This window comes from Candidatus Methylobacter oryzae, assembly GCF_003994235.2.
Lineage (GTDB): Bacteria > Pseudomonadota > Gammaproteobacteria > Methylococcales > Methylomonadaceae > Methylobacter_A > Methylobacter_A oryzae.
Genome location: NZ_RYFG02000117.1, coordinates 1 through 26,435, shown reverse-complemented (window position 1 = coordinate 26,435; position 26,435 = coordinate 1). Strand labels below are relative to the sequence as shown.

Sequence of the window (26,435 nt, the reverse complement as noted above, 5' to 3'; positions counted from 1 at the left end):
AATCATGTCTACTCAAGAATTAATTCTACTGGCCCACGTCTCGACCGAATCGGTCAACGACGGCTTTCTACCGGCGGCCCGCCGCCTCGGCCTATCGCCGGTGCTATTGACCGACCAGGCCGAAGCGCACCGCCAGCACTTTAGCCAAGGCGGGCTGCCTGCCTATCCGGAAACCATCATCGCCTGCGACGTATTCAATCCGCTCGCGGTCATTGAAGCGATAAACCGGCGCGGACAAAAACCGGCGGCGATTTTCTCGAACAGCGATCATTTGCAAACCAGTACCGCGATTGCCGCCGATTATTTCAATCTACCCGGCAAGGACTGGCATGTAACTTACCGCGCCAAAAACAAGGCTGAGATGCGCGCTTACCTGCGCGAACACAACATTCAACCCATCCGCTACGCGGTCGCATCGGAACCGGAAAGCCTAACCAAGGCCGCGGCCGACGTAGGTTTTCCGTGCGTGGTCAAACCGCGCGAAGGCGTCGCCAGCCAGGAAGTGGCTCTGGCGCGCGATTACGCTGAACTCGCGGCCCATTGCCTATCGGTTTGGCAAGCGCGCCCCGGCCAAGTCATGTTACTGGAGGAATATATCGAAGGGCCTCTGTGTACCTTGGAAACATTGGGCGACGGCCAAGGACTGCGCGCCCTGGGCGGATTTCATGTCCGGCTGTCCGCTCCGCCGCACTTTGTCGAGCTGGAAGCCGATTGGAGCAGCGAATTGGCGCAGCAGCAGGATGTACTGGACCGGATCGTCCGTTTCGGCGTCGGCTTCGGCGCCTGCCATACCGAGTTTGTATTGGCCGAACAAGGACCGCGCCTGATCGAAATCAATTACCGCAGCATCGGCGACCGGCGCGATTTCCTGCTGGAGCAAACCTTGGGCATTCCGCTGTTCGAAACCGTGCTGCGGCTGCACTTGGGCGAGCCTCTGTCCGCGTTGCCGTTATCGCCGCGCGCAGCCGCGATCCGCTACCTAACGCCCGCTACGGACGGCCGGATCGTCAGCGCGCCGGCATCGTTCATGCGCAGTGAAGCCGCAGCCGACATCGGGCTGCGCGTGTTGCGCCAAGCCGGCGACACGATTGCAATCACCCATTCCAATAAGGACTATCTGGGCGTATTGACCGGCGTAGGCACCGACGCGGATGCGGTGCATCAAGCCCTGGCGCAAGCCCGGGCAGGCTTGGCCTGGGAGATACGTTCATGAGCGTACAACAGGAATTTGCCGGTACCGCGAATAAAAACCAGCGCGATTATATCTGCCGGCGCGTTGTCGATGCGCTGCTGCGGGAAAACGTGCTAGACATTCTAAGCCGGGGGAAAGTCATTTTTGCCGAGGACGCGCAATTGCCCGATCCGCCGGTGCAGCCCAGCCATTGGTTGGCCGTCGATCATTTGGCCGACGGTTGCCTGTGGATTCCGCTCCGGCCTTGCACTTTCATGCAGGAATGGTCGTTGCACGATCTACCGTTAATATGGCAAAGCAGCGACGGCAACTATCGGCTGGACGATATAACCGCCATTCTTAAACTATTCCGCAAGGGTTTGGATCACGACTTAGCAACCGACTTTGAAAGCTACACACAGGAATGTCTCGCCGCGATCGAACACGGCGCCCTGTGCGCAAAAGAGCAGATGCGCTATTTTGCCGAAGCGCAAGTTAATGGCCAAGGCGCCCATTTCAGCCCGCACTGGCAACAGCGGCAGTTGCACTATGAACGGCTGGCCGCGTTTCTTGACCATCCGTTATATCCGACCGCGCGCGCAAAATTGGGACTGGCTGCGGACCAACTCGCTTTATACGCGCCGGAATTCCAACGCCCTTTTCAATTGCGCTGGCTGGCGGTGGACAAAACTATTCATTTCGGGCCGGAAGCCGGGACAAGCCTGCAACAATGCTGTCCCAGCTTTGCAGACGTCGGACTCGACGCCGGCTTGAGCGGCAGCCATGCGTTGTTGCCGGTCCATCCCTTGTTTACGCAAGAAATGTTAGATGCGCTGGCCGAAACGCACGGATTGCAAGGCAAACTGCTGCTGGCGCCCAAAACCCACCTGGACGTGCTGCCCACCTTGTCGGTGCGCACCTTGGCAATACAAGCCATGCCGGGGCTGCACATCAAACTGCCGATGGCGATTCGCACCTTGGGCGGCAAAAACATACGCACGATCAAGCCCAGCACCATCGCCGACGGCCATGCCGTGCAAAGCCTGCTGGGCCGTATAACGGCTCAGGACGCGGACATCTCCGGCCGCTTGCTGCTGACCGATGAAAGCGCCGGCGCGCATGTCAACCACCTGCCGGAGCTGGGCTATATTTTGCGCCGCTATCCGGCCGGACTGGAACAGAGCACCGTAGTGCCGGTCGCTGGCCTGCTCGCACCAACGCCGCAAGGTTTATCGGTGGCCGAGGAACTGGCGCAACATTTCTTTGCCGGCCGGCTGGAGGATTTTCTCGACGCTTATCTGGAGACTACATTACGCCTGCACTTGGTTTTGTGGTTACGCTACGGCATCGCACTGGAATCCAACCAGCAAAATACCATGCTGGTGCTCGGCACCGGAACGCCGGTCTTACGCCTGCTGCTAAAAGATAACGACGCGCCGCGCATTCACGGCGCCCGCCTTGCCGCGCGTTGGCCGGCGCTCGCGGCGTTTGTCGACGACTTGCAGGACCGCCGCATCGTGGTAGGCGATGAATTGCCGCTGGCGCAGATGTTCACCACCATCACCCTACAGCTCAATATTGCCGTGCTGATCGAAGGCTTGGCGAATATCGGTCATTTGAACCGCCGGCAACTCTACGGCTGTGTGCGCAATAAGATAGCGGCAGTGCTCACGGAACTCGCTATGCAAGGAGAAAATATCACCCTCGCTCGCCGCATCCTGCTCGAAGACGAGCGGCAATACGTCAAATACCTGCTGACCGCGGCCAGCCTGAAACCCAAAGCCGCAACCGGAGCCAGCGACGTGAATAAGTTTTACGGCAAGACCGGGCCGAACTTTCTGAGGGTGATCGCGTGACTATCGCCCAGCGCCGCATCGTAACAACCGTGATGTTTTGCCATTTTATCGCGTCCTTCGCCGCTCTCGGCATGCCGCCGTTCTTTGCGTTGATACTCAGCGAGTCGCTGCACAACAGCAACGCTTACCTGGCCGGCTGGTTTTACGTCGTGCCGACATTTTTCACCGCGCTAGCCAGCCCCTGGTGGGGTGCGTTTGCCGACCGCATCGGCAAAAAAGTGTCATTGTTGCGCGCGCAACTGGGATTATCGGCCAGTTTCCTGCTGGCCGGTTACAGCAACAGCACCGGACTGTTCTTTCTGGCTTTAGCCTTGCAGGGAATACTGGGCGGCACTTTCGCCGCGTCCAATGCTTATTTGGCGACCTTGTCCAGCGGTCCGGCCTTGACCCGCAACCTGACCCTGATGCAAGGCTCGGCGCGCGCCGCGCTGGTGGTCGCACCTGCCGTGCTCGGCCTGTTCGCGGCTTCGGTTTCGCCGATTAAGCTTTACCGCTACCTGGCCCTGCTGCCGCTGGCCGCGGCCTTGTTGCTGTGGCTGCTGCCGGAACCCTCGAAAACCGCAGACAACGGCAAGCCGTCGAAAAACACCTGCGCAAGCCTCCCATTACTGTCGGCAAACAGCGTTTACCTGCTGCAATTCGCGTTCGTGTTCGCGACCGTCGCCACCTACCCGTATTTCATCCCTTATGCCCAAGGGTTGGCATCGGTTACGGTCGAACTGGCCGGTCTGCTGTTCGGCCTGCCCAACCTGCTTTATCTGGTTACGGCCGGCATCTTAACCCGTGCTTTCGGGCAACAAGCGTCGCCGGCCGCTTTGGCATGGCTGTTCGCGTTAGTCGCCGCTTCGCTGTTCGCTCAGGCCGGAACGCAAAGCCTGGCCGGGTTGATCCTGTGGCGGGCGTTGATGGGCCTGGCAATGACCGGCTGCTTTATTGCGCTGCATGCGCTGGTCGCGGCGCTGGTGCACGAAAGCAACGCCGGCCGCACTTTCGGCCGTCTGGAAAGCGGCTCTAAATGGGGTGCTGTCGCCGCCGGCCTCGCTGCCGGCGTCATAGTCGAAGGTTTCGGCCCGCACACACCTTTTTTACTCGGCGCCGGAATTATGACCGTGGCCGCCGTTTGGTTGGCAATTGCAAACTTTTGCCGCCGCTGTATCGAAAATACCTGACCTTTTGGAGATAAATCATGAGACAACAAGCACTGCAAACTTACTACCAAGCCTGTTCCGCCGAGGATCAAGCCGGCCAGCGCAGCCTGGAGACATTGCTCAATTGCTATTGCCGGGAAGTCGCGGCTCCCGCCGGGCAAATCGGTATCGGCCCGCTGTTCGGCCAGAACGACTGGCCGCTGGCCTTAAGGACGGCGCTGGGCCAAAGCGGCGGAAAAGCCATGCATATCCTGCTACCGCAAAGCGGGGAACGGCTTTTAGTGGCGGTCGACCAGGCTTCGCCTACCGGCAATTACCGCTACCGCTCGCCTTTTTACCACAAATTGCCGGGACGACCCTGGGCGCCGCTGGATTGGCAGACCTTGGCCACGCTGCTGTTGCGCGACCTGGCTAGCCAAAACGGCGTGCCGTTCAATCGGGAGTTGCTGGAACAAATCCGCGACAGTGTTGCGGTAACCACGGCCATTCTCGCCGCGCCGCAAGCGGCGGCGCCTCGCGAAGCCGTGGCTGCCTACCTGGATTCCGAGCAGTCCCTGGCGTTCGGCCATCCGTTCCACCCGGCCCCGAAAAGCCGGCAGGGCTTTTCGGCTGCCGATCTGGGGCGCTACGCTCCCGAGCTGGGCGCCAATTTCCCGCTGCATTATTTCGCGGTACGCCGCGAACACTGGCTGCAACAATCGCTGCTGCCGCAATCCACCGACGCCCTGCTGGCCGAGCAAGCACCGGAAGGTTTAAGCGTGGACGACGATTTCGCGCTATTGCCTACGCATCCTTGGCAAGCGCGCCATTTGCTGTCCCAGCCGGCGGTACGGACGGCGCTTGAACAAGACCGGCTTCGCGACTTGGGCCAGCAAGGCCCCGAATATTTCGCCACGTCGTCGATACGGACCCTGTTCCATCCGGACAATCCTTATTTCTACAAATGTTCGCTGCATGTGCGCATCACCAATTGCGTGCGCAAAAATGCGATTTACGAGCTGGAAGGAGCTTTGCAGGTCACCCGCGTGATGCGGACCATCGGCCCGCGCCTGGCCGCGCAATTCCCTAACCTAAGAATATTGGAGGAACCGGCTTATGCGTCGGTACGTCTGGGCGATAATGAAACCCAGGCCGAACGCGAAGCAACCGAAGGCTTCGGCCTGATTCTGCGTCAAGGCTTGGCCCCGGCCGACACGCGCGGAACCACGCCGTTACTGGCAGGCTCATTGTTCGGCAATCATAGCCGGGGACAGACGCGGCTGGCGGAAATTATCGGCAGGCTGGCGCAAAAACAGGCTGCGCCGTGGGACGCGGTAGCCGAGGACTGGTTCCGCGCCTATGTCGAACAATTGCTGCCGCCGGTGCTGTATTGCTTCTTCAATCACGCCATCGTGTTCGAACCGCATTTGCAGAACGTGCTGATCGGCCTGAGCAACGACTGGCCCAGCCACGTCTGGCTGCGTGATTTCGAAGGCGTCAAATTGGTTAAAGAACGCTTTAACGCGGTTCCGCTCGACGGCGTCGATGCAAGAGTGAAACAAGCGCTGTTTTATAGCGAGGAACAAGGTTGGAACCGCATCGCCTATTGCTTGCTGGTCAACAACTTCTGCGAAGCCGTCGCACAATTGAGCACCTTGCGCCCGTCGCTGGAACCGGGCTTGTGGCGTATCGTCGGCCACCGGTTGCGCCATTACCTGATACAGCACGGCAACCCGAACGCGGCGCGGCACATCAACGCGCTGCTGTCCGGTGCGCCGTTCCCCGCCAAAGCCAACCTGATCAACCGTTTTCATAAACGGCCGGACCGCGAATCCACCTATATTCCATTGTCCAGCCCGTTGGCCTACCTGGGAGAGTTTTAGCATGACGCTATCGTTAACCCGAGTGGCGGAGACCGCCCTGCTCGCTTGTGGCGATGAGCCGCTATGCGCCTATATCTATGATTTGGACGCATTGGCTAAGCACGCCGCCGCTTTGGCCGCGTCGTTGCCGGACAATTGCGAGCTTTTTTATGCGGTCAAGGCGAATTCCGACCTGCCGATCCTGCAAACCCTGGCGCCGCATGTGCGCGGTTTCGAGGTCGCATCCGGCGGCGAACTGGACTGGATACGCCGCCATTTTCCCGATGCGCCGGTCATTTTCGGCGGGCCCGGCAAGCTGGACAGCGAACTGGCCGCCGCGCTGGAGTCCGGCGTGGAATTGCTGCACGTTGAAAGCCTGCTGGAGCTGCGTCGGCTCGCTTGGCTGGCCCGGAGCATGAACAAGCAAGCCGATGTGCTGCTGCGCATCAACCTGGCATTGGACGGCGTGCCGGCCACCACCCTGACCATGGGCGGGCGGGCCACCCCGTTCGGCATCGATGCCGGCCGGTTGCCGGAGTGCCTGACATGGCTGGCGCGACACCCGGAAATCCGTTTACACGGCTTCCACTTCCACCTGATGTCCCATCAATTGGACGCCGGCGCCCATCTGGCTTTGCTTAGACAATACTTCCGCCAGACTCGGCAATGGCAAGAGCAATTCGGGCTTACTATTAACCGCCTGAACGTCGGCGGCGGCATCGGCATCAATTACCGCGAACCCGGCCGACAATTCGACTGGAACGCATTCAGCAACGGGCTTGCGGTCTTGGTGGAAAGCGAAAATATGCAGGATTGGCGTATCCGCTTCGAACCGGGCCGTTACCTGACCGCGGCCTGCGGCTATTATGCGATGCAGGTGCTGGACATCAAGCAATGCTTCGGGCGCTATTTCGCGGTCGGCCGCGGCGGCACCCACCATTTCCGCACGCCTTACGCCCAAGGCCACAGCCATCCTTTTTTCATAGTGCCTCGCGAACATTGGCCTTATCCGTTCCCGCGCCCCGGCGTGGAACAGGCCGAGATCACCGTGGTCGGCCAACTCTGCACGCCCAAGGATGTCTTAGCCGTTAACGCGCCGGTGGAACGGCTGCGGGTCGGCGACTTGCTGGTGTTCAGCTATGCCGGCGCCTACGCTTGGCATATCTCCCATCACGATTTCCTGCGCCATCCGCATCCCCGGCACATCTACTTAGACCCACAGGAGCCGGTTCATGCTGCAAACCAATAAACTGAAACAAGCCCTGCGTAACGGCGAAACGGTCTACGGGCTGCTGAATTCGGTACCGGCGCCGTTGCTGGTGGAAATGCTGGGTTATGCCGGGTACGACTTTGTGATTCTGGACCTGGAACATGTGAACACCAATCCGGAAACCCTGGAGAACATGATCCGGGCCGCCGAATGCGCCGGACTTACCGCCTTGGTGCGCGTGCCCGGCGTGGACGCAGCGATGATTCTGCGCGCGCTCGACAGCGGCGCCCAAGGCATCGTCGTCGCTCATCTGCAAAGCCGCGCCGAAGCGATCGCTGCCGTCCATGCCAGCCGCTACCACCCGCTCGGCCAACGCGGCATCAGCGGCGGCCGCACCACCGGTTTCGGCCGCCTGGACCTGTCGAGCTATTTCGAGCTTGCCAACGCCGAGCTATTGGTCGCGGTCATGATCGAGGATAAGGCCGGCGTGGAGAATATCGACGAGATCGTCTCCGTTCCAGGCGTCGATCTGGTGCTGGAAGGCGCAATCGACCTGTCCCAATCCTACGGCGTACCGGGCCAGGCTCAACATCCCGACGTGCAGGCCGCGGTCCTGCGCATTGCCAACGCCTGCCAAAAACACGCCGTGCCGTTTTGCGCCTTGCCGCGCCTGCCGGAGCAATGTGAATATTGGCGGCAACGCGGCGTCCATGCATTCCTGCTCGGCGATGACCGGGGCGTTGCTTTTCGAGCGTTTAAAGCCAACCTGCAACACTGGAAAAACCCGCTTGAGAGCCCCCCTTCCGATTAAAGCCGTGCTAACCGTGAGCGATGGGTTTATCGGTAAACAGATAATCTTTCAATTCGTGGTCGAACTTCGGATCCTGCCGCCGAATCCATTCGAGTATCATTGCCGCATGTTCTTTTTCTTCATCGCGGTTATGCGCCAGAATGGCTTTTAACTCAGGGTTCTTGCAGGCATCGACTCGCTGGTTATAAAAATCGACCGCTTCCAGCTCCTCTCTAAGCGAAATTATCGCTCTGTGCATATCTCGGGTTTCATCGCTCAGTTCATGAGTGGGTTCTTGGTAACTATCGCCTGCCATCGTTTTTCCTCCAAAAGATAGGTCTATTTATGTATCTGTTGTTCTTCAATGCTTGCCGGGCTCCAGTTTAACACCGCGACGTTCGTAAGTGATGTAAGCTTGAATCGCCACCATTTTCGGATCGTCGGCCGCCAGCGGCTGGCCTTCCAGCGGATTGCGCAGGCACCAGTTAATCATTTCCCACACCGGTATCACCTTGCCGATCTGCTTCTGGAATTTGGGATAGGTTTCAGGGTGGGTATTGGCGGCGTTGGGATGGCATTGCGCACAGGCGACGCCGTTACTGCCCAGGGTCGGACTGGTCCATAACTCCCGGCCTTGCTTAACGCTAGCCATGAACTGCTGCTGCCAGCGTTGCTCGTCGGCGCCGGTGAACTCGTCGGCCTGGGTCGCATTAAGGCTTAGCGTAAAACCAAGCACGGCAATAGTTGTAATGATGTAGTTAATTCTGGCCATTTCGTTGCTCCTTTTCCGGATTAATTAATAGTGTCGTTGCGGATTAATCCGCGCTTTTTCGTCTTGAAAATCCTTATCCTCCGGATGTTTCCTGATCTTATCGAAACGCACCACCCGATCGGTGTTGTTGTACAGGGAAAAGTTCAGATCGACGTTGCCGCTGGCGACATTGATGAACTGCCAACCGGTGGCATCGCGCTCGAAGAACGGATCGGCGCGGTTCATAGGTACGGTCAGTTTCGGCAAATATTGCTCGGCCTGCGCGTAACTGGCCGGATAAGGCCACGGCCAGGCGGTTGCCATCACCGAGTTAAAGCTGATGTTACCGATCTGGTTATATTGAATTTGGTGCACATGGCCGTAAATCACCGAGACTTTCTGGAACGGTTTCAACAACGCCTGAATTTGCTCGGCGTCTTCAGTCCAGAAATTCCAGCCTTTATAGATTTTTTGCAGCGGCGAGTGCGAAAACACCACAATCGGCGTGGTCTTGGCGACTTTGGCCAGGTCGGCTTTCAACCACTTGCGTTGTTCATCGCCAACCATGAACGGCGAGCCGTTGGGATTGTCGAGACCGGCCATTTCCAGCATGCGCTGTTCGTTGGTCGGCCAACGTTTATAAGTCCAGTCGCCGTAGGTGCGGATGCTGTTCAGCACGATGAAATGCACGCCTTTATGATCGAAGCTGTAATATTGCGGGCCGAACAATTTTTCCCAATGAGCGCCGAGGTCGAGGTAATAATCATGCTCGCCCATCACGTAATGCACCTTGTGACTCAATGCCGACATGATTTCCGCGCCGTGATCCAATTCGGCCTGCGTGCCCAATTGGGCCAGATCGCCGCCGAACATCACGAAATCCGGTTTGGGAGTCAGCAGATTGGTTTCGGCCACGGCCCGGATCAAACCCCGGTCCCAGTTTCTAACGAAACGGTTGCCTTTGATGTGCTGGATATGAGCGTCGGAAATATAGGCAAAGCTAAAGTTTTGACTCGGTTCGGCAAAAGCCAACTCGACCAGGCTGATCGGCAACGTGCTGCCCAATGCCAAAGCGCCGCCGGTTTTTAAAAAATTACGGCGACTGCGATTGATGTTATTCATGACTGCCTCCTGTTTTCGCGCCGTTTTTGGCATATTGGTCACTGGTCAGCGCTTCCAAAAACGCCACCAGCTCGTCAATTTGGACATCGGTCAAATTCAAAGGCCTGATGCCGCCGCTAAGAAAAGCGGTCGCCTGGGCATCGGCCGGCGTGACGCCGCCGTTGTTGTAATGATTCACCACCTCTTTCAAGGTCTTCAGGCTGCCGTCGTGCATGTAAGGCGCGGTCAAGGCAATATTGCGCAGGGTTGGGGTTTTGAAGGCCCCAATATCGTTAAAACTGTCATTAATGGCAAAGCGCCCCAATTCGGAGGATTTCTTATCGGTCAATACGATCTTATCGACATCGCCCCCCCGTATTTTGGCTTCGAAAAACGCCTGCGTCAGCCGGGGCAGATCTTGCTGAACGGCGTTAATGCCGATACCGATATTATGAAAGCGGTTATCGGTGAATAAGGCATGATCCTGCTCAATGGTATGACAAGAAACACAGCGCCCCTGCCCAAGGAATAATTGAAAACCGCGCTGCTGCTGTTCGGTCAGGGCCGTCTTGTCGCCTGTGAAGTAATAACGGTCGAATGCCGAATTACCGGCAACAATGCTGCGCTCGAAACTGGCGATGGCCTTGGCGACATGATCCATGGTCAGTTGCGGCCCTCCGACTTTGAACACCTCGGTAAATGCCGCTTTGTAGTCGGGATCTTCGCGGACGATATCCAGTATCGGCTGATGATTGGGCAAACCGGCTTCGACCGGATTAACGAAGGGCTGTTTGGACTGGCGTTCCAGATCCGGCTCGCGGCCGTCCCAGAATTGCGATTTGAAAAAAGCCGCGTTGATTACGGTCGGTGCGTTTCGGGTACCGGTCAGACCGTGATGGCCGGCGGATACCGGCAAATTATCGGTAAAACCCTTACTCGCATCATGGCACGTGGCGCAACTGATAGTGCCGTCGACAGAAAAACGTTTGTCGTGAAACAACTTGTCGCCCAACGCGATTTTGGCCGGCGTTTGCGGATTGTCGACCGGCACGGAAAGCGGTGGAAGACCCAGCAGGTTGCCGCCACCGCTAGTACTGGATACCGGAACCGGAACGGGACTCGGGTTGGATTGCTGGCTGTAGACTGCCTGGCTGCAACCGAACACGGCTGCACCGAGCGTCAGTAAAAACAAATCGCGCATACTACCCCCTTATGTGTCTTTTTTAATAATGACAACCGAACTAGGCCCAAAGTCTGCGGCAACTAAACTTTTGAGTCAATACATCTCGCCATTGCGTTAGCAACAAGCAGGAGTACGGTTTTGTAGCCCGAAGCATGGTTGACCTCTTGCAACAAAACTCATACCTAAATTTAAGGCAGTGCCATAGCCCGATCATCAGCGAAGTATGCCGTTTAATTAACGCCGGGGCGTCTATTTAAGCGCATTCCTTTACATCTCTTTGCTAAGTTAACAAAAACGAACAACAACTGTTGACCTGACAAATGATAATCATTATCATCTACATCAAAGTAACTTGACTTGTTTCATTATGGAAAACAATTGGGTAAACATAGCAATCTCAGTAAATGCCTTAGCATCGCTCATTGAAAGTGAATGCATTCATGCTGTGGATTTCAAGTGTCTGGATATTGATTCGAAAAAAACGGTCTGGAAATTATTTCTAGCCGCAGTGAAATTAACAAAAAAAGAATAACTCTGAACATCAGGAGAAACATATGTCTGAAAAAGATCAGCAAGAAGTTTTATTGATGGCGATTGAATATTTAAAAACTCAATATGAATCTCTGCAAAACCCGTGTATTGCCCTGCTTATTTCCCGGTATTACCGCTTACTTACAAACTTTAATGTGGTCAAAAGTAAAAAGGAAAAGTACGACAAATATTCAAAATCATGGCTTAGCTGTCATATCAACAGCTCAAGGCATTCAGAAAAAATGCAAAATCAACTTAACGATTTTATTCAACCTCATGAACTCAACGGATAAAGGAAAAACATGGGACATAACGCGGACAGCGAAGGCGTCCAGCATGCCGTTTGAAGCGTCAGATTAGATTAATTCCAACCCCATAAAAATAGCCAGCCATCGCCGTTTGTGTGACCAGCCAGCCAATAACAAGCTATATACACAATAAGCGAGATATTTATGAAAAATCACAAAAACCGGCCGTTGATGTTGGCTATCGCGGCATTATTAAACGCATCGCATACCGAAGGCGCCGAGATCGGCAAATCGGTTCTTCCTGAAGTTAAAGTGAAAGCCGCTGCCGAAAAAGAACCCGCCTACAAAGCGGATACGTCCAGCACCGGGCTTAAGTTCGAGGCCGAGCTCCGCGACATTCCGCAATCGGTCAGCGTCGTCAAGGAAGAACTGGTCAAATCGCAAAACGCATTCAATTTGCGCGATGCGCTGAAGAACGTCAGCGGGCTGACCATTGCCGCCGGCGAAGGCGGACGCACCGGCGATTCGATTACGTTGCGCGGGTTTGCCGCCAACTCCGACACCTATCTCGACGGCGTCAAAGAAAACGGCCAGTACGCTCGCGACACGTTTTTCCTGGACCGCGTCGAAGTATTGAAAGGCGCGTCGTCGGTCCTGTTCGGGCGTGGCTCGACCGGTGGCGTGATCAATCCGGTTGCGAAAAAGCCGATCATGGGCAAATCATTCGCCAACGCCGATTTCACTTACGGCAACTACGACTTCAAACGCACCACATTGGATGCCGGAACAAAATTGACCGACAACATAGCCGTGCGGCTCAATGCGCTATACCAGGATGCCGACTCGTTCCGCGATTACAATTACACCAACCGATGGGGCGTCGCGCCGTCGATAAAATTCGACATTACCAAGGATACCGACCTGACCCTGATGCTGTTGCACCAGGAAGAAGACAGCGTATTCGACTACGGCGTGCCGATGATCGGCGGAAAACCCGCCAATGTGCCCGTCAATCAATTCTACGGTTTCAAGGACGACCTCCTGCAAACTTACGATACCTCGGTCGCGACCGCGATTTTCAACCATCGCTTTAACTCGGAATTTTCAGTGCGCAACACCTCCCGGTACGGCAATTACGACCGCAACTACCGCACATTGTTGTTTTCCGGAGGCGCCACCGGTACCGGAGCCGCGGCAACGATAGCGCGAACCCAGGCGCTACGCGCAAGTCCGCAAGAAAATTATTACAACCAGACCGATTTCACCTTCAAGAAACCGCTATTCGGCTTTAATAACACCTTGCTATTCGGCGCGGAAGTCGGCTGGGAAGATTATACTTTCAAATCCAAAGACTCGACCGGCGTCACCCGGGTTTCCGTTTACAACCCGGTAGGAACGCCAACCGTGGGCTTGGGACGCGCCAATGATTTTTCGGGCGTATTGACGACGAACAGGAATACAAAAACCAATACCGTGGCCGGTTACGTGCTCGACCAGTTTGAGATTACGCCGCAATGGAAACTGCTTGCCGGCGGACGTTACGATGTCTTCCAGGCAAAACAGGATGACTTTCTTCTTAACACCAACGATTTCGAGCGCACCGATCACCAATGGAATCCGCGGGCGGGACTGGTTTGGCAACCGAAAAACTGGCAGTCCTATTATTTCAGCTACGGCACCTCATTCAACCCTTCCGCGGAAACTTTTACGCTCGCCACCAATACCGCCAACCTGAAACCGGAGCAGAACCAAAATCTGGAAGTCGGCGCGAAAATCGATCTTTTTGACGGACGGCTCAGTGCGACAGGTGCGTTATTCCGTCTGGAAAAAACCAATGCGCGAACCACCGATCCTACCGATCCGACCCGCAATATCCTGTCCGGCGAACAAAGAACCGACGGCTTTGAATTGGGCTTAGCCGGAGAACTATTGCCCAACTGGAACCTTTCGGCAACCTATGCTTACCTCGACGCCGAAGTCACCAAATCGACGACCTTTGCAACAGGCACGGTAAGCGGGCTATCGAAATCGCTCCAAGGCAAAAACTCGGTGAACGTTCCTGAAAACAGCGGCGTCGTCTGGACCAGCTACAACATCACGCCGGAATGGGAAGTCGGCGGCGGGGTATTCATGTCCGGCTCGCGATTCACCGACGCGGTTAATGAAGTGACGCTACCCGGTTACGCCCGCCTCGACGCGACAGTGGCTTATCACCATAAGCACTTCGATATCCAGGCCAATGCGTTCAACCTGCTGGACAAGGTCTATTACGAATCAGGGCAAACCAATACGGCCTTGCCCGGAGTGCCGCTTTCAGGACAGCTGACCTTACGGGTGAAATATTAAATTCAATACAAATAAGGCCTTCCAGGTTTTACGACTGCCAGGGATGGCGGCCGAGACGGCTCCCGGCAGTTCTCGGCATTTCCGCCATCCATGGCGGTCAGAAGTGTCGCAATCGGTCGGGAACCGATGCGGCCGACTGCCACGGATGGCGGCCGAGACGGCTCCCGGCAGTTCTCGGCATTGCCTCCAGCCATCGCGGTCAGAAGTGCTGGAGCCGCCGGGAGCGGCTCCAGTAAAAACCTGGAAGGTCTGGCGGTCATATTTCCGACAACTTATAAATACGCCTCAGCGTCATCCGGTTCTATTTTTGACTGCTGAGTAGTTATTGCAATTACATCATCGATAGAGGCTGAACATGCTACTTGCCATTGAAAATATATTAACCCGGGAAGAGCTCGCCGGTGTGCGTGACTTATTCGCAAAAGCACGCTTCGTGGACGGCCGGGTTACCGCGGGCGAGCTGGCTGCGAAAGTCAAAAACAATCTACAGTTGCCCGCCAATGCAGAGGAAACGCAAGTGCTGACCGACATCGTTCATGATGCCTTACACTGCAATCCGCTATTCGTTTCCGCCGCGTTGCCGAAAGTAGTCTGCCCTCCCTTGTTTAACCGCTATGTGCCGGGCATGGATTTCGGCATCCATGTCGACAATGCGATTCGCGTCGGTGCGACGACCTTTCGCACCGACGTATCGGGAACGCTGTTTTTGTCGGAACCGGAAGAATATGACGGCGGGGAATTGATCATCGAAGACACTTACGGCGTACAACAAATCAAGCTGCCTGCCGGGAGCCTGGTGCTTTATCCGTCGAGCAGCCTGCATCGGGTGGAGCCCGTTACCGCCGGCCACCGCGATGTCGCGGTGTTCTGGGTACAAAGCATGATTCGCGACGTCGCCCAGCGTAGCTTGCTGTTTCAACTGGACGCCGGCATCCAAAGTTTACGCGCCCGCGCGCCCGAAAGCCCGGAAATTACCCCGCTGGTCGCGACTTACCATAACCTGTTGCGCATGTGGGCAGACATTTAACAATAAAGGAGATCATCGTAATGACGAATGCACAAAGCCCGGAATTGTCAATCCGGCAACCTAAACGTATCCACTGGCTCAAATGGCTGCGCCGTACCCATGCCTGGGTCGGACTGTGGGGAGCCGCGTTGGGGCTGTTATTCGGCATTAGCGGAATTTTGCTGAACCACCGGATGATAATGAAAATTCCGGCAGTAAAAATGGAACAGTCGCAAATTGAGTTGGCTTTGCCTACGCCGCGTCCAGCCGATGCCAAAGCCCTGGCAAGCTGGGTGCAGGCGCAACTAAACATCGGCCGGGAAGCCGCTAAAATTTCCACCGAACCCCCAAAAACCGTGACTTGGTTCGGCCAAGCCATCCAGCAGCCGGGCCAATGGCGGGTGGATTTTCACAGCCCGCAACAATCGGTTAACGCCGAATATTGGGTGGGCAATACTTTTGTTTCGGTCAAACGCCAGGATGCCAACGTATTCGCCTTCATCACCCGGCTGCATAAAGGCGTCGGCATGGGAACAGCCTGGGTGCTGCTGGCCGATACGTTGGCCGGCGGCTTGGCGTTTCTTTCGCTGACCGGCCTTTTATTATGGACCAAGCTGCACGGTTCGCGTTTGACCATGGCCGGATTGGGGCTGACTTCGTTGGGACTGGCGGTATCTGTCGTATTGAACTCGCTATAGGCTGCGCAATGGCCACGAGGCACGAAAAGCCTTTTGCTAACCCAATTTAGTCATTGGCGCGCACGGCGCGCCCTACGGCTAACGGACTTGATTGTTTTCCGTGCGCTATTTCTCCAACTTCCGCCCCCCTTGCCTGATTTTCTCGTTTGACTATCTACTGACGTTGCACTGTCCACGAAAAGCACGAAATCCACGAAAAAACAAAGCTGTATGTTTCCAGATTCGTTGTAATGCCAAGTATTCATCATCTAGCCATCGACTACGCTTTATTTATGGTGCGAATAGATAAAACATCAGTTATTTAAAATTTTTTATCTCTCAGGTGAGGATTTTTTGCGTCTGAAACGTCTTATAGATGAAGCCTGGAATTCGTTGGTTTTCCCCGAAATCAATTGCTAATCCGGGCTTCTGTCTTTCTTATTTTATATCAAGTACGGTAGATGATTATCCAGGGATGGACTTTTTAAGCTGATCGTGATGATTAAGACAAACAACCTGTTTATTATCCTGGCGCGGATTGAAGGCGCTTAATTCGGCTTTATACCCAAAGGGCATAAGTTTCGTTGAGCAGGCCAGCTGCTCAACTCAGCTTTATTAAAAAAGACGAACGCAAAAAATGAGGAAGGAGATATGGAATCGTTAAAACTGGTACAAAAAACCAAGAGTACAAGAAGTCCTGCAAAACCCGCTAAAAAGCACACTGTCAAAATCGATGACGATTTAATCGATTTATTTCCCCTGCCCCGATATTTCCAGGTGCATTTTCAGCATATTCATGAAAACGCCAGCGATCTTCACGATGAACTGACGCAACTTAAAGATTATGTGGCTAAAGTCGACGAAAAACTTGACCGTTTGACGGCCCTGTTGAGCCGTCTGCCCGAACACGCGCTTTAACGTCTTTATGTATTTATTCGACAGCAACAAAGACGGCGCGTTAACGTTCTTCAGCGATGTCGCGCTACCGGCTGCGCCTAAAGCACGCTCACTGTTTGACGCTTTAACAGGCGAAGAGAAGCCGCACTCAATCGGCAGTTTATTGTTGACTTTAGTCCTGTTGCTGCATTTATCGGCAGTTATCTGGATCAAGCAACCGGCTGCCCCTTTCACCAAGGCTCAACCGATGGCAATGGAAGTATCGCTGATTGCTGCGCCACACCGGCAGCCGGCAGCACCGGCCCCGGCTCCCGCGCAACCTAAACAGGAAGAAGCGAAAAAACAGCCCGATAAAAAACCGGTCAAAAAGAAGCCGCTTATCCGCAAACAAGCGGAACTGCCGAAACCGTCAGCCGTGGACGAGCCGATGCTGCCGGCGCCGTCGCTTGCCGAGTCCGTACCGGCTCCAGCTGCTCCCAGCCTTCCGAGCAGGCCCGCACCGGAAACCGTGCCCTTTACCGAAGCAAATTTCAGCGCCAATTACGGCTCCAACCCTAAACCCCAATATCCCGGCATTGCTTCCAGCCGAGGCTGGGAGGGCACCGTGCGGCTGCTGGTAAAAGTCTCCGCCGAAGGCGATAGCGAGGAAGTCACCGTACAACGCAGCAGCGGTCATGAAGTGCTTGACGAAGCCGCGATTGAAGCGGTCGAAAAATGGAAGTTTATTCCGGCCAAACGCGGCGAAACGCCGGTCTCGAGCACAGTCATCGTACCCATCGATTTTGTTTTGAATCACTAAAAAAGGAAACCTCATGCCCAATCATATTGCTCCGTCACTTATTATCGACGGTACCTTGTATACGCTGCTGGCCTTCTCGGTAGCGACCTGGACCGTGATACTTTTCAAATCCTGGCAGTTCACCAACAATAATTATCGCAACCGCCGTTTCAACCAGGCATTCTGGAACGCACCGGACTTGGCGCAAGCGGCATCAGTGCCAGCCAATACCGCGCTCGGCCCGCAAGCCCGCATTGCCCGCAGGGGCTTTGCCTGGCTGAACGAAAGCCGCCATAACAATGACAAGCAACTTAAATACATCGGCTCCCCGTCTGAATTGCTGGGACATTTACTACAGGTACAGATGCAGCAGGAGCAACACCGGATGGAAAGAGGTCTGACGCTGCTCGCCAGTATCGGCAGCACATCGCCGTTCGTCGGCCTGTTCGGCACCGTGCTGGGCATCATGCATGCGATGCACGAGATTACTGCCAGCGGTTCGACCAGCCTGGACGTCGTCGCCGGACCTATCGGCGACGCGCTGGTTGCGACCGCAATCGGCATTGCCGTGGCCGTGCCTGCGGTATTGGCGTACAACTTTTTCGTGCGCAGGGCCAAACAGCAACGTGCCGGTTTGGAAAACTTTGTGATTAGTTTTCTGCACGTCGCCTTAAATTCCAATGACAATACCGAGAATAAACATGGCTTTTAAACCGCAATCCGGAGACGAAGGCGCAATCAGCGACATCAACGTCACGCCGCTGGTCGACGTGATGCTGGTGCTGGTGATCATTTTGCTGGTGACCGCGCCGTTGCTGACCCAATCGGTGCATGTGACTTTGCCGAAAACCGCCGCAACCACGGCCGATACCAAAGACCAGCCGCTCCAGCTCGGCGTCGATGCGGAAGGGCTTATCACGCTGAACAAACAGCCTATCGCCGGCCTGACGGCATTGGAAACCGCTTTAAAAGACGAGCTGGCAAGAAATCCCGAAATCGGCCTGCATCTCTATGCCGATCAGGGCGTTGTCTATGCCAAGGTTGCCGAAACGATGGCGGCCGTTCAACATGCCGGCATTGCCAAAATAGCCTTTGTGACTATGGAGCAATAATTTGTTCGTCCGGTTTTATACCGCTACCGGGGTAAGGGCATGCCGCATAACGGAAGCTATTGCTCTGCCTGCCCATTTTAATCGGCGCAGTCCTATTGCCGACGGCAAGTTGCACAGCAACGCCGGAGTAACGCAATGGTTAAGCGCTTTTGCCGGCCCCACGCTAACTGAATTGATACAAGATCCGCTAAACCTTAACTATGACCAAAAAACCGCCACTGCGAGAGTGAGTTCAACCCGGGAGCAAGCGCGTTTGAACGGAGTTACAACACCATACAGCATAGAAAAACTTCTTATTCTTCGGCCTTGGTGGTGAAAACTAAAATTCGTTAACCGACAATCACCAGCCAGTCGGTCAGATAGGTCATCTTTATCGACAGGTTTTTACCCAAAACTTTCAGCATGTCGTCCGAACCCTGCAAATTGATCCGGCCGTTGATTTTGAGCCCGCGCAACGCATCGTCCTTGTAAACCACCAAACCGGTGCGATAGCGGCGAATCTGGTCGATTACGTTTTCCAGCGGTGCATTATCAAACACCACGAATCCTTTCACCCACGACGTACTCAGCCCCGAATCCATCAGCAACACTTCACCCAGCCCGGAATCGTCAGCCGACACGGATTCCCTGTCATGCAAAATCGACGACTGCCTCAAGCCCTTGCGGCCGCTCACTTCAACCCGTCCGGACACGACCTTGACTTCATCGTCGGCGCTCTTTTCATGCACGAAAAACCGGGTTCCCAAAACACGGGTCGTCGAATGCTCGGCCTGGACAATGAACGGACGATTGGGGTCGGGCTTGACTTCGAAGTAAACCTCGCCTTTCAATAATTCGACCCAACGTTGCGGGCCGTCCATGCTAACCGCTATAGAACTGTCGGTATTCAGCATAGCGGTGGAGCCGTCATCGAAATAGACGGTTTTGCGTTCGCCCACTCGGGTCGAATAATCGCTTTGTATCAGGATTCTCAGCTCGTTGCTAAACAGCAAGCCTAAGGCCAGACAAGCGGCCATCGCCAAAGGCAACTTGAAATGCGCGGCTGTTATTTTTTTACGCGGCGCTACGCGATGTGTTTGGGCGGTATCGCCAAGCGCTTGCAGCAGGTCGGCATCCCCCCACAATTTGCCGATTTCATTAAAGGTGTCGCGATGCGCATCGTCCTGGTTCAGCCATCGGATAAACGACGCTTTTTCCTCGCTGGTGACATTATCGGCTTGTAACCGCACGAACCAAGTCACCGCTTGCTCGTCAAGGTCGGCTTCCAAACTGTTGTTCTCGTTTTCCTTCTTCACAGCTAACTCCTCATAAAAAGCGCGCCATAGACTGATCGGTGATTGGCATAACCGGCGGTATGGCTAATATCCATCTGGAATTTTACTCGCTATCCGGCTGTAGCAGCAAAGTATGTTCCGGCTTTCCGGCTGTTAACGGCATCGGCAAGCCTTTGAGCCAATACGCCTGCTGATCCCGGTAATAAGACGACAACGGATGCCCCGATTGGCCGCCGGGCATATGCAGGATCGCCTCGTCAAAATGGCCCGGCGAGACGACCAACCGTTCGCTGGCGCCAAAACCGGGACCGGCTGCGCGCACGCAAAAAGAGCAACCCGGCAATGCCTCGCTCGGCATATCCAGTAAATTGCTCAGCATCGGCAAAGCCTTGGAAAACGGATGACTATGTTTGACTTTATTCTGCATGCCCCAGTTCAATTCCATTAGCGCCACATCCGGATGCTGGGCTTGCAGTTGTTGTCGGCTGCGTTGCAACTGCTCCAGAATAAAAACATTCCAATTTTGATAATGCGCTGCATCGGGCAGTGCGTGCAACGGCTTTTCGGCTAACAAGGCTTGCAACGGCGTATCGATATAAGTCCATGCATAATTGAAGTTTTTATCGGCTTCCCGACTGGCCGACAACATCGGCTTAAATACCGCTTCAATTAATTGCTTTCGAAACTCGACCAGCAACGCAAAACCCAAGCTGTCGGCATCGGCCCGGCCATTCCAGGCCAGCAGGTAATCGCGCACGCCGGCCAAGTCCGGCTGCTTCGTAATCGCCTCGGCAGTCAGGCTGTTCAAGGCCAACTGCTGGTAGAAGACATAAAACTCGCTTTCGGTATCAAGTTGCAGGTTAAACATCGCCCATTCGCCAATCTTCGGCATTTGCGTCAGTTGCCGGGTAATCCTGTAAGCACGATAGCCGTTACCGAACTGGTGACCGATCACGTACGGATAATTTTTGCCGAAACGGCGGTCGTTGGCTGACGCCAAAATGCCTTCAGGCGGGTCGATGACCTGCGGCAAATCTTCGGGTTTAATATAACCGTCCCAGCCCACGCTGCCGTCCGCCCAAGAACGGCTAACCAAACCGTCATTGCCGAAGCGCTTGGGGATCTTGCCCATCAAAGTCCAGGCGATATGGCCTTTATCGTCGGCCAATAAAATATTCAGTTGCGTGCCGCCGGTGCTGTTGACGACCTTTATCGCCTGCTCCAGCGTTTCGCCTTGCTCTAATTCAAACAAATTGAGGTTAACGGCATCGGCATCCAGCGCGACCCAATGGATTGCGACCGGTTGATCCAGCAACGGCTGGCCGGCAACAGGCCCCCAGCGCGTTTGTTTGACTATAATCTGTTTGGCCGCGCCGCCTTTGACCAGGATGGTTTCGGGATATTCCTCAAAGCGTTGCCATTGCCCGCCTACCCGGTATTGATCGGGATTGGCGGGATTGACGTCGAGCTTGACCAAATCCAGGAAATCGCCGGAAAGATTGGTCGCTCCCCAGGCGATATGCCGGTTGCTGCCGGCAATCAATAACGGCGTACCGGGCAAGGCCAAGCCGGCGGCATGGGTATCTCCGTAATTCAGCTCAATGCGATACCAAATATTGGGCACCGATATGCCCAGATGCATATCGTTAGCCAAAATGGCCCGCCCGTCTTCCGTCTTCTTGCCGCTAACTACCCAGGCATTGGAACCGGCCATGAAATCGGATTGCCGAACCCATTGCTCCAACTCGCTTTTCTCCGATGACTGAGCGGCTAGTGCGCTTGCCAGAGCCTCGACCGGAATCGCTTTTACCGGGCGCAACGATTTGGCCTGTTTTTGCAGCTGTTCGGTGTAAAAATCGGTGTCCGGCGTTAAAAAACGCATCATAGCGTCCGGCAAGGTACTATCCATTACCGTCAGCATGCGCTCGCCACGCTCCTCCCAAGCGGTTAAATTCTCGCACATGCCCAAGACCACCAGCAGACTGTCCTCGGGCGTCCAAGGCTCCGGTTGATAGCCCAACACCGTAAACTCGAAAGGCAGTTTGCCGGATTCCGTCATATAGCTGTTGACGCCGTCGGCATAGCTTTGCAGATAGCGCCGATGCTCGGGCGGCAGTTTTGCCGCGATAGTTTTCGCCTCCCGATGAAAACCGTAAGTCCGGGCCTTGATGTCATTTTCCAGCGCCATGTCGCCGAAAATCTCCGCCAAGCGCCCGGCGCTTTTACGCCGCATCAACTCCATCTGGAACAAGCGGTCGCGCGCGGTCACATAACCCAATGCCCGAACCGCATCGACGCGGTTAGCGGCCTTAATCGCCGGAATACCGTGCGCGTCGGAGCTCACGCGAACCTCCGCCGTAAGCTTCGCCAGCTGCACTGTACCGTCAAGTTGCGGCATAGCATTATGCAAAACCAAAAAAACGCCGCCGATGGCGACCGCCACTAAGCTAACCAGCCCCACGCCGGCATACAAAACAGGTTTTCGAATATTCGTCATGGCTATCCAATACGATGAAGTACGCTAAAACTTAAAAGATTATCTCACCACGGAGACGCAAAGTTCACGAAGAAAAATCAAGAAATCAGTCCGTATATTTTAACTGTAAGCTTGAACTGCATCTTCATTGGCTTGTTCCTGTTTAGCCGACGCTACAAGTGTTTCAATCGCGACTATCTGGCCTTCTTCCAACTTGATGCAGCGATCGGCCAAGTAAAAATAACGGTCGTCATGACTGATGACCAATACTGTTTTGCCTCGTGCTTTCAAGGCAGGCAACAGCTCTGTGTAGAATAAATGCTTGAATTCCGGATCCTGGTCCGCCGCCCACTCGTCGAACACATAAAATGGCCGGTCTTCCAAATAAGCGACCACTAACGCCAAACGTTTGCGCTGGCCTTGCGACAAATCCACCGAGGAAAAACGCCCGTTCTCAATTTTCACTTTGTGATGTAAATGCAGGCGTTGCAAATAATCGTCGGCCAGGCTTTGGTTGTTTTCGTTACCGACACCATACAATTCGTCAAACAAATAAAAATCCGAAAAAATTACCGAGAAGTTTTGCAGATAATCATCCCTGTTACGCTCATCGACGGCCTCTCCGTTCCAGCGAATAAATCCCTGCTCCGGCACGTAGAGTCCGATCAGCAACATTGCCAATGTCGTTTTGCCGCTACCGTTGCCGCCGATTAAAAACACCAACTCTCCAGGCTTAAAGTCCAGGTCGATAGGCCCCAAAGTAAAGTTTCGGTTTTCCTTTTCCCGATGAAAACTGTGCGCCACGCCCTGTAAAGACAACCCGGAAAAATTTGGGTATGCCTCGTTTTTATCCGGCATATCAGCTTGTGCCGCCTGGCTTTTAAGCTGGTCCCCGAGTTGCCGGACTTTTTGCAACGAAACCGTGGCCCGGCTAAAAATCGGCAAACTGGTAGTAAGTATGGTCAACGGCGACATCATGAACAAAAACACCAGCGCATAACCGCCGATCACCTTTTGATCGATAACCTGGCACATCGGAAAAACGTAGAGGATCACGCCTATGGCCGCATAATACAGTAGCTGCGCCCACTGATTAACCACCAAAAAAGCCATTGCGCTCCTGAAAGAATAGCGGCGATAAGCCAGGGCGCTGGCCGCCAGCGACTGCGCCATAAACGCATCGCTACGCTGCCGGTGTAATTTCAACTCGCGAATGCCTTCCGTCAAAGCCCGGAAATTGCCGCTAAGCACATCGTATTCATTCCTCGTCTTGAGCACGGCTTTTTTCGGCCACTCCCTGAACAGGCTGGAACTCAATACCCCGAAAAGAATCACCCCGCCCAAAACCAAGGACAACTGCCAGGACAGCCAACTCAGATAAACCATGCAACCGGCCACGACCGCTAAGTTAATGCAGACGCCCGGCAATACTTGACTTGCCATAGCTATCGCAGTGATGTCCTCGGTCAAATTAGCCAATAACGCCGACTTGCCGAACTTTTGCAGATAAGGATAAGGCGCGGCCAGGATTAAACGGCTAATGTGAATGCGAAGATCGCAAACAATCTTGGTGCTGAGTCGATTAAGTAAATAATGCGATAGAAAACCGCTGGACAATACCGCAATAGACAATCCGCCGAACAGCCACGGCAAGAGCCTGGCATCCAAAGAATTCGACAACGTAGAATTAATCAACGCCACCAGAGCCGCACTGCTTAAGCCACTGCTAAGACCGGTAAGCAGGACGCCAAAAATCATTAGCCGGGAAGAACGGCACAAAAAAATTAACATCGAATATTTTCCTTTAAGCTCGTCTACATCATTGTTCAATACGTTAGAACACATTCTTCATTTGCCGCATAAGGATTAAAATCAAAGCAGCTTTATAGTAGGACGCTTTAAAGCCTTTTTAACCTCATTTGCTTCTCTACAAACATACTCGGGAACAATTCCACACAAACGCCGCTGTCGTCTTAGCGTTTAAAATAACTATGTTATATGACGCGTCTTGGCTGCGTTATATAACGTATTTTCCCAACATCTTCGCAACGCCTGACTTTATCTTGTTGAAATTAAAATTGTTTGCGAATGGCACAGTCGTTGCTTTATTGCTGTAGCCAACGTGATGAATTTTGATCGATAAACCGCCTTTGAGAACGCTTCAAGCAGGCAGAATGATCGACAGGCTTACAACCGTAATATTTCCCGGTTTACCCAACTTCATTACAAAGCGCTTATCCGTATACCGATAGCCTGCTAATGCTGTTAAACCGTAAAACCGAATCCGCCCTTATTCCAATGCCGAAGGCGCAACAACAACTCAACAATAACGAAGAGGGATTTGAACTTGAACGTAGAAGCCATTTATTTAAATCACCAGTCCGAATTGCAGTTCCATTTGGCCAGGATTGTCAACTGCCCGGATATAGCTGCCGACATCGCTCAGGAAAGCTTCATTATTTTTTTCCGCGAAGCGCAAAAACAAACCATCGATCATCCACGCGGATTTTTGTTCAGAGTTGCCAAAAACCTGGCTTACGATTACATCAAGCATCAAAAAGTCACTGAAAATTACGAACAAGCGAAAGAGCAAAGCCAGCCCCTGCACAGCGAATTCCCTTCCGCCGAAAAACTCGTATCCGTCGATGAAAGATTAGCTACTGTCACGCGGATACTCGATGAATTGCCTCTGCGCACTCGGGAGATATTTATCATGAATAGAATTTACGGCATGACCTATGCCGAAACCGCCAAGCAGCTCAACATATCCGATAGTTCCGTTGAAAAACACATGGCCAAGGCCCTGCTGCATTGCCGTAAACAATTCAAAAACCATAGACTGGATCAGCATGACTGCTGAGGTATCTCAGCGTTTCTATCGTCTACTACTTGGAACATCAAAGAGACCATCGTAACGAATGGCATGATGTGTTACAGCAACTAACTATCAACGGAGAATAACAATGGCTTGGGACGACGAAGAAGATACCACCCTTTATCAGGTTGTAGTCAATCATGAAGAGCAATATTCCATTTGGCCGGAATACAAAGAAATACCGGGCGGTTGGAAAACCGTCGGAAAAATCGGTAACAAACAGGAATGCCTGGATCACATCAAAGAAATCTGGACCGATATGCGTCCGTTAAGCCTTCAAATACACATGCAACAAACGGCATTGCAATAGTCAATGAATGGCGAAAAACGGGGTTGCATCCAATACGCGCCAACTTAAGGAAAAACAGACCGCTGGACGGGTTATGTAACCCGTTCACACGTTTAACAGTGAACGCATCCATTGATAACGATAACCGGCTTGCCAAAACGCCGGCTCCGCATAACCGATCTTTTCAGTAGGCATACCCGGATATTCATCCAGGATCAGCCTGAGCTTGCCGTGACTCACAACATAACGCCTGCCATGCACCGCTTGCACAAAACGCGAAGCCTTGTCTTGCTCATTCTTGTCCGGCAACGCCCCTTAATACCGATACGCTTAGTCGGGAACGGATAATTGTTCAAGCTATACATCGATAGCCATATACCGAATCATCAGCCGTTTAGTTTATTACCTTGTTCAAGGCCGATATAGTTTTGGTCGAAGATGCCGTTTTTGTTCACTTAGAGCGTTTCTTTGTTAGTTAGAAACATAGGCCAAATTATTCAAATATAAGGTGTCGCTAGCGCGACGGTTTATTTGAATCGGGGTCTCGCCCCCGTGGGCGAATTACTTTCTTTTGCGTCGCTTCGGCAACTGCTCCTGCGTTGCTCTCGATCACTGTTCCAGACGCGATTCTACCTCCCCCATCCGTGGGGTCGTACCTCCTGCATCCATGCAGTCGAAAAGAAAGTAACCAAAGAAAAGGCGACCCGGTTGCCGCTATCCAGCTGCGCTCCTCACTTTCACCGGGGGTTGCCAGAAGGGCCTTCCTTGGTCCTCTGGCAACCCCCGGCTTCCTGCCGCGCCCCTGCGGGCTATTCACTCGGTACAGTCCCTGTACCTCTCCCTTCGGGTGCTGCGCATGCAAATCGGCTATCCTG

General features: G+C 54.0%; 26 protein-coding genes. 18 read left to right on the top strand and 8 right to left on the bottom strand.

Annotated elements, in window-relative coordinates:
- Positions 1 to 4 precede the first annotated feature (4 nt).
- Genes EKO24_RS18675 through EKO24_RS18650 form a run of 6 tightly spaced genes read left to right on the top strand, consistent with a single transcriptional unit; the run spans position 5 to position 8,037 of the window.
- The gene (locus EKO24_RS18675) at positions 5 to 1,213 is read left to right on the top strand and encodes an ATP-grasp domain-containing protein (RefSeq protein WP_127029902.1); all 1,209 of its coding nucleotides are present in this window, start codon (positions 5 to 7) and stop codon (positions 1,211 to 1,213) included.
- A complete protein-coding gene (locus EKO24_RS18670; RefSeq protein WP_143733256.1) occupies positions 1,210 to 3,027 on the top strand; it encodes an IucA/IucC family protein in 1,818 nt (605 codons plus the stop codon). The genes EKO24_RS18675 and EKO24_RS18670 overlap by 4 nt, the downstream gene beginning before the upstream one ends.
- Positions 3,024 to 4,196, top strand: a complete 1,173-nt coding sequence (locus tag EKO24_RS18665) for an MFS transporter (protein WP_127030042.1) — start codon at positions 3,024 to 3,026, stop codon at positions 4,194 to 4,196. The genes EKO24_RS18670 and EKO24_RS18665 overlap by 4 nt, the downstream gene beginning before the upstream one ends.
- Before the next feature lie 17 nt (positions 4,197 to 4,213).
- Positions 4,214 to 6,037: an IucA/IucC family protein gene (locus tag EKO24_RS18660; protein WP_127030043.1), complete on the top strand. Its 1,824-nt coding sequence runs from the start codon at positions 4,214 to 4,216 to the stop codon at positions 6,035 to 6,037.
- A 1-nt stretch (position 6,038) separates the two neighbouring features.
- Positions 6,039 to 7,265: a type III PLP-dependent enzyme gene (locus tag EKO24_RS18655; protein WP_127030044.1), complete on the top strand. Its 1,227-nt coding sequence runs from the start codon at positions 6,039 to 6,041 to the stop codon at positions 7,263 to 7,265.
- Positions 7,249 to 8,037, top strand: coding sequence for an HpcH/HpaI aldolase family protein (locus EKO24_RS18650; RefSeq protein ID WP_127030045.1), 789 nt, complete (start codon positions 7,249 to 7,251; stop codon positions 8,035 to 8,037). The genes EKO24_RS18655 and EKO24_RS18650 overlap by 17 nt, the downstream gene beginning before the upstream one ends.
- Positions 8,038 to 8,044: 7 nt before the next feature.
- Here the strand turns inward: EKO24_RS18650 and EKO24_RS18645 are convergent, their stop codons facing one another.
- Genes EKO24_RS18645 through EKO24_RS18630 form a run of 4 tightly spaced genes read right to left on the bottom strand, consistent with a single transcriptional unit; the run spans position 8,045 to position 11,069 of the window.
- The gene (locus EKO24_RS18645) at positions 8,045 to 8,332 is read right to left on the bottom strand and encodes an encapsulin-associated ferritin-like protein (protein WP_127030046.1); all 288 of its coding nucleotides are present in this window, start codon (positions 8,330 to 8,332) and stop codon (positions 8,045 to 8,047) included.
- A 45-nt stretch (positions 8,333 to 8,377) separates the two neighbouring features.
- The gene (locus EKO24_RS18640; RefSeq protein ID WP_241674678.1) at positions 8,378 to 8,788 is read right to left on the bottom strand and encodes a cytochrome C; all 411 of its coding nucleotides are present in this window, start codon (positions 8,786 to 8,788) and stop codon (positions 8,378 to 8,380) included.
- 24 nt (positions 8,789 to 8,812) lie between these two features.
- Positions 8,813 to 9,889 carry a metallophosphoesterase gene (locus EKO24_RS18635; protein WP_127030047.1) on the bottom strand — a complete coding sequence of 359 codons (1,077 nt, stop codon included), beginning with the start codon at positions 9,887 to 9,889 and terminating at the stop codon, positions 8,813 to 8,815.
- Complete coding sequence (locus tag EKO24_RS18630) at positions 9,882 to 11,069, bottom strand: cytochrome-c peroxidase (protein ID WP_127030048.1); 1,188 nt, start codon at positions 11,067 to 11,069, stop codon at positions 9,882 to 9,884. The genes EKO24_RS18635 and EKO24_RS18630 overlap by 8 nt, the downstream gene beginning before the upstream one ends.
- Positions 11,070 to 11,605: 536 nt before the next feature.
- Here EKO24_RS18630 and EKO24_RS18625 point away from each other — a divergent pair.
- The 10 genes from EKO24_RS18625 to EKO24_RS22925 all read left to right on the top strand — a co-directional run bounded on the left by EKO24_RS18625 (position 11,606) and on the right by EKO24_RS22925 (position 18,962).
- Positions 11,606 to 11,875 carry a hypothetical protein gene (locus EKO24_RS18625; RefSeq protein ID WP_127030049.1) on the top strand — a complete coding sequence of 90 codons (270 nt, stop codon included), beginning with the start codon at positions 11,606 to 11,608 and terminating at the stop codon, positions 11,873 to 11,875.
- Positions 11,876 to 12,034: 159 nt separating this feature from the next.
- Positions 12,035 to 14,176 carry a TonB-dependent receptor gene (locus tag EKO24_RS18620; RefSeq protein WP_127030050.1) on the top strand — a complete coding sequence of 714 codons (2,142 nt, stop codon included), beginning with the start codon at positions 12,035 to 12,037 and terminating at the stop codon, positions 14,174 to 14,176.
- Between the two features lie 90 nt (positions 14,177 to 14,266).
- A complete protein-coding gene (locus EKO24_RS22930) occupies positions 14,267 to 14,494 on the top strand; it encodes a hypothetical protein (RefSeq protein WP_127030051.1) in 228 nt (75 codons plus the stop codon).
- 37 nt (positions 14,495 to 14,531) lie between these two features.
- On the top strand, positions 14,532 to 15,203 hold the full coding sequence (locus tag EKO24_RS18610) for a Fe2+-dependent dioxygenase (protein WP_127030052.1): 672 nt from the start codon (positions 14,532 to 14,534) through the stop codon (positions 15,201 to 15,203).
- 20 nt (positions 15,204 to 15,223) lie between these two features.
- Positions 15,224 to 15,880, top strand: coding sequence for a PepSY-associated TM helix domain-containing protein (locus EKO24_RS18605; RefSeq protein WP_127030053.1), 657 nt, complete (start codon positions 15,224 to 15,226; stop codon positions 15,878 to 15,880).
- 630 nt (positions 15,881 to 16,510) lie between these two features.
- Positions 16,511 to 16,777 carry a hypothetical protein gene (locus tag EKO24_RS18600; RefSeq protein WP_127030054.1) on the top strand — a complete coding sequence of 89 codons (267 nt, stop codon included), beginning with the start codon at positions 16,511 to 16,513 and terminating at the stop codon, positions 16,775 to 16,777.
- 7 nt (positions 16,778 to 16,784) lie between these two features.
- Positions 16,785 to 17,555: an energy transducer TonB gene (locus tag EKO24_RS18595; RefSeq protein ID WP_127030055.1), complete on the top strand. Its 771-nt coding sequence runs from the start codon at positions 16,785 to 16,787 to the stop codon at positions 17,553 to 17,555.
- A 13-nt stretch (positions 17,556 to 17,568) separates the two neighbouring features.
- Positions 17,569 to 18,246: a MotA/TolQ/ExbB proton channel family protein gene (locus tag EKO24_RS18590; RefSeq protein WP_127030056.1), complete on the top strand. Its 678-nt coding sequence runs from the start codon at positions 17,569 to 17,571 to the stop codon at positions 18,244 to 18,246.
- Positions 18,236 to 18,646, top strand: coding sequence for an ExbD/TolR family protein (locus tag EKO24_RS18585; RefSeq protein WP_127030057.1), 411 nt, complete (start codon positions 18,236 to 18,238; stop codon positions 18,644 to 18,646). The genes EKO24_RS18590 and EKO24_RS18585 overlap by 11 nt, the downstream gene beginning before the upstream one ends.
- A 1-nt stretch (position 18,647) precedes the next feature.
- The gene (locus tag EKO24_RS22925; RefSeq protein ID WP_127030058.1) at positions 18,648 to 18,962 is read left to right on the top strand and encodes a hypothetical protein; all 315 of its coding nucleotides are present in this window, start codon (positions 18,648 to 18,650) and stop codon (positions 18,960 to 18,962) included.
- Positions 18,963 to 18,975: 13 nt separating this feature from the next.
- Here the strand turns inward: EKO24_RS22925 and EKO24_RS18575 are convergent, their stop codons facing one another.
- The 3 genes from EKO24_RS18575 to EKO24_RS18565 form a co-directional block, all read right to left on the bottom strand.
- On the bottom strand, positions 18,976 to 19,941 hold the full coding sequence (locus tag EKO24_RS18575; RefSeq protein WP_127030059.1) for a FecR family protein: 966 nt from the start codon (positions 19,939 to 19,941) through the stop codon (positions 18,976 to 18,978).
- A gap of 82 nt (positions 19,942 to 20,023) precedes the next feature.
- On the bottom strand, positions 20,024 to 22,417 hold the full coding sequence (locus EKO24_RS18570) for a penicillin acylase family protein (RefSeq protein WP_127030060.1): 2,394 nt from the start codon (positions 22,415 to 22,417) through the stop codon (positions 20,024 to 20,026).
- A gap of 99 nt (positions 22,418 to 22,516) precedes the next feature.
- Positions 22,517 to 24,187, bottom strand: coding sequence for a cyclic peptide export ABC transporter (locus EKO24_RS18565; RefSeq protein WP_127030061.1), 1,671 nt, complete (start codon positions 24,185 to 24,187; stop codon positions 22,517 to 22,519).
- Between the two features lie 556 nt (positions 24,188 to 24,743).
- Here EKO24_RS18565 and EKO24_RS18560 point away from each other — a divergent pair.
- Together EKO24_RS18560 and EKO24_RS18555 are read left to right on the top strand one after the other, a co-directional pair.
- The gene (locus tag EKO24_RS18560) at positions 24,744 to 25,256 is read left to right on the top strand and encodes an RNA polymerase sigma factor (RefSeq protein ID WP_127030062.1); all 513 of its coding nucleotides are present in this window, start codon (positions 24,744 to 24,746) and stop codon (positions 25,254 to 25,256) included.
- A 103-nt stretch (positions 25,257 to 25,359) separates the two neighbouring features.
- Positions 25,360 to 25,581 carry an MbtH family protein gene (locus EKO24_RS18555; protein WP_127030063.1) on the top strand — a complete coding sequence of 74 codons (222 nt, stop codon included), beginning with the start codon at positions 25,360 to 25,362 and terminating at the stop codon, positions 25,579 to 25,581.
- An 84-nt stretch (positions 25,582 to 25,665) separates the two neighbouring features.
- Here EKO24_RS18555 and EKO24_RS18550 read toward each other — a convergent pair whose 3' ends face one another.
- Positions 25,666 to 25,869 (bottom strand): hypothetical protein, encoded by a 204-nt coding sequence (locus tag EKO24_RS18550; RefSeq protein ID WP_127030064.1) that lies wholly within the window; start codon positions 25,867 to 25,869, stop codon positions 25,666 to 25,668.
- Between the last annotated feature and the right edge of the window lie 566 nt (positions 25,870 to 26,435).

Coding starts and splice junctions, on each gene's coding strand:
- EKO24_RS18660 (WP_127030043.1), top strand. CDS start 4,214: ATGAGACAACAAGCACTGCAAACTTACTACCAAGCCTGTTCCGCCGAG.
- EKO24_RS22930 (WP_127030051.1), top strand. CDS start 14,267: ATGGCGGTCAGAAGTGTCGCAATCGGTCGGGAACCGATGCGGCCGACT.
- EKO24_RS18610 (WP_127030052.1), top strand. CDS start 14,532: ATGCTACTTGCCATTGAAAATATATTAACCCGGGAAGAGCTCGCCGGT.
- EKO24_RS18655 (WP_127030044.1), top strand. CDS start 6,039: ATGACGCTATCGTTAACCCGAGTGGCGGAGACCGCCCTGCTCGCTTGT.
- EKO24_RS18555 (WP_127030063.1), top strand. CDS start 25,360: ATGGCTTGGGACGACGAAGAAGATACCACCCTTTATCAGGTTGTAGTC.
- EKO24_RS18570 (WP_127030060.1), bottom strand. CDS start 22,417: ATGACGAATATTCGAAAACCTGTTTTGTATGCCGGCGTGGGGCTGGTT.
- EKO24_RS18590 (WP_127030056.1), top strand. CDS start 17,569: ATGCCCAATCATATTGCTCCGTCACTTATTATCGACGGTACCTTGTAT.
- EKO24_RS18645 (WP_127030046.1), bottom strand. CDS start 8,332: ATGGCAGGCGATAGTTACCAAGAACCCACTCATGAACTGAGCGATGAA.
- EKO24_RS18600 (WP_127030054.1), top strand. CDS start 16,511: ATGGAATCGTTAAAACTGGTACAAAAAACCAAGAGTACAAGAAGTCCT.
- EKO24_RS18595 (WP_127030055.1), top strand. CDS start 16,785: ATGTATTTATTCGACAGCAACAAAGACGGCGCGTTAACGTTCTTCAGC.
- EKO24_RS18630 (WP_127030048.1), bottom strand. CDS start 11,069: ATGCGCGATTTGTTTTTACTGACGCTCGGTGCAGCCGTGTTCGGTTGC.
- EKO24_RS18635 (WP_127030047.1), bottom strand. CDS start 9,889: ATGAATAACATCAATCGCAGTCGCCGTAATTTTTTAAAAACCGGCGGC.
- EKO24_RS18650 (WP_127030045.1), top strand. CDS start 7,249: ATGCTGCAAACCAATAAACTGAAACAAGCCCTGCGTAACGGCGAAACG.
- EKO24_RS18625 (WP_127030049.1), top strand. CDS start 11,606: ATGTCTGAAAAAGATCAGCAAGAAGTTTTATTGATGGCGATTGAATAT.
- EKO24_RS18670 (WP_143733256.1), top strand. CDS start 1,210: ATGAGCGTACAACAGGAATTTGCCGGTACCGCGAATAAAAACCAGCGC.
- EKO24_RS18565 (WP_127030061.1), bottom strand. CDS start 24,187: ATGTTAATTTTTTTGTGCCGTTCTTCCCGGCTAATGATTTTTGGCGTC.
- EKO24_RS18605 (WP_127030053.1), top strand. CDS start 15,224: ATGACGAATGCACAAAGCCCGGAATTGTCAATCCGGCAACCTAAACGT.
- EKO24_RS18585 (WP_127030057.1), top strand. CDS start 18,236: ATGGCTTTTAAACCGCAATCCGGAGACGAAGGCGCAATCAGCGACATC.
- EKO24_RS18640 (WP_241674678.1), bottom strand. CDS start 8,788: ATGGCCAGAATTAACTACATCATTACAACTATTGCCGTGCTTGGTTTT.
- EKO24_RS18675 (WP_127029902.1), top strand. CDS start 5: ATGTCTACTCAAGAATTAATTCTACTGGCCCACGTCTCGACCGAATCG.
- EKO24_RS18620 (WP_127030050.1), top strand. CDS start 12,035: ATGAAAAATCACAAAAACCGGCCGTTGATGTTGGCTATCGCGGCATTA.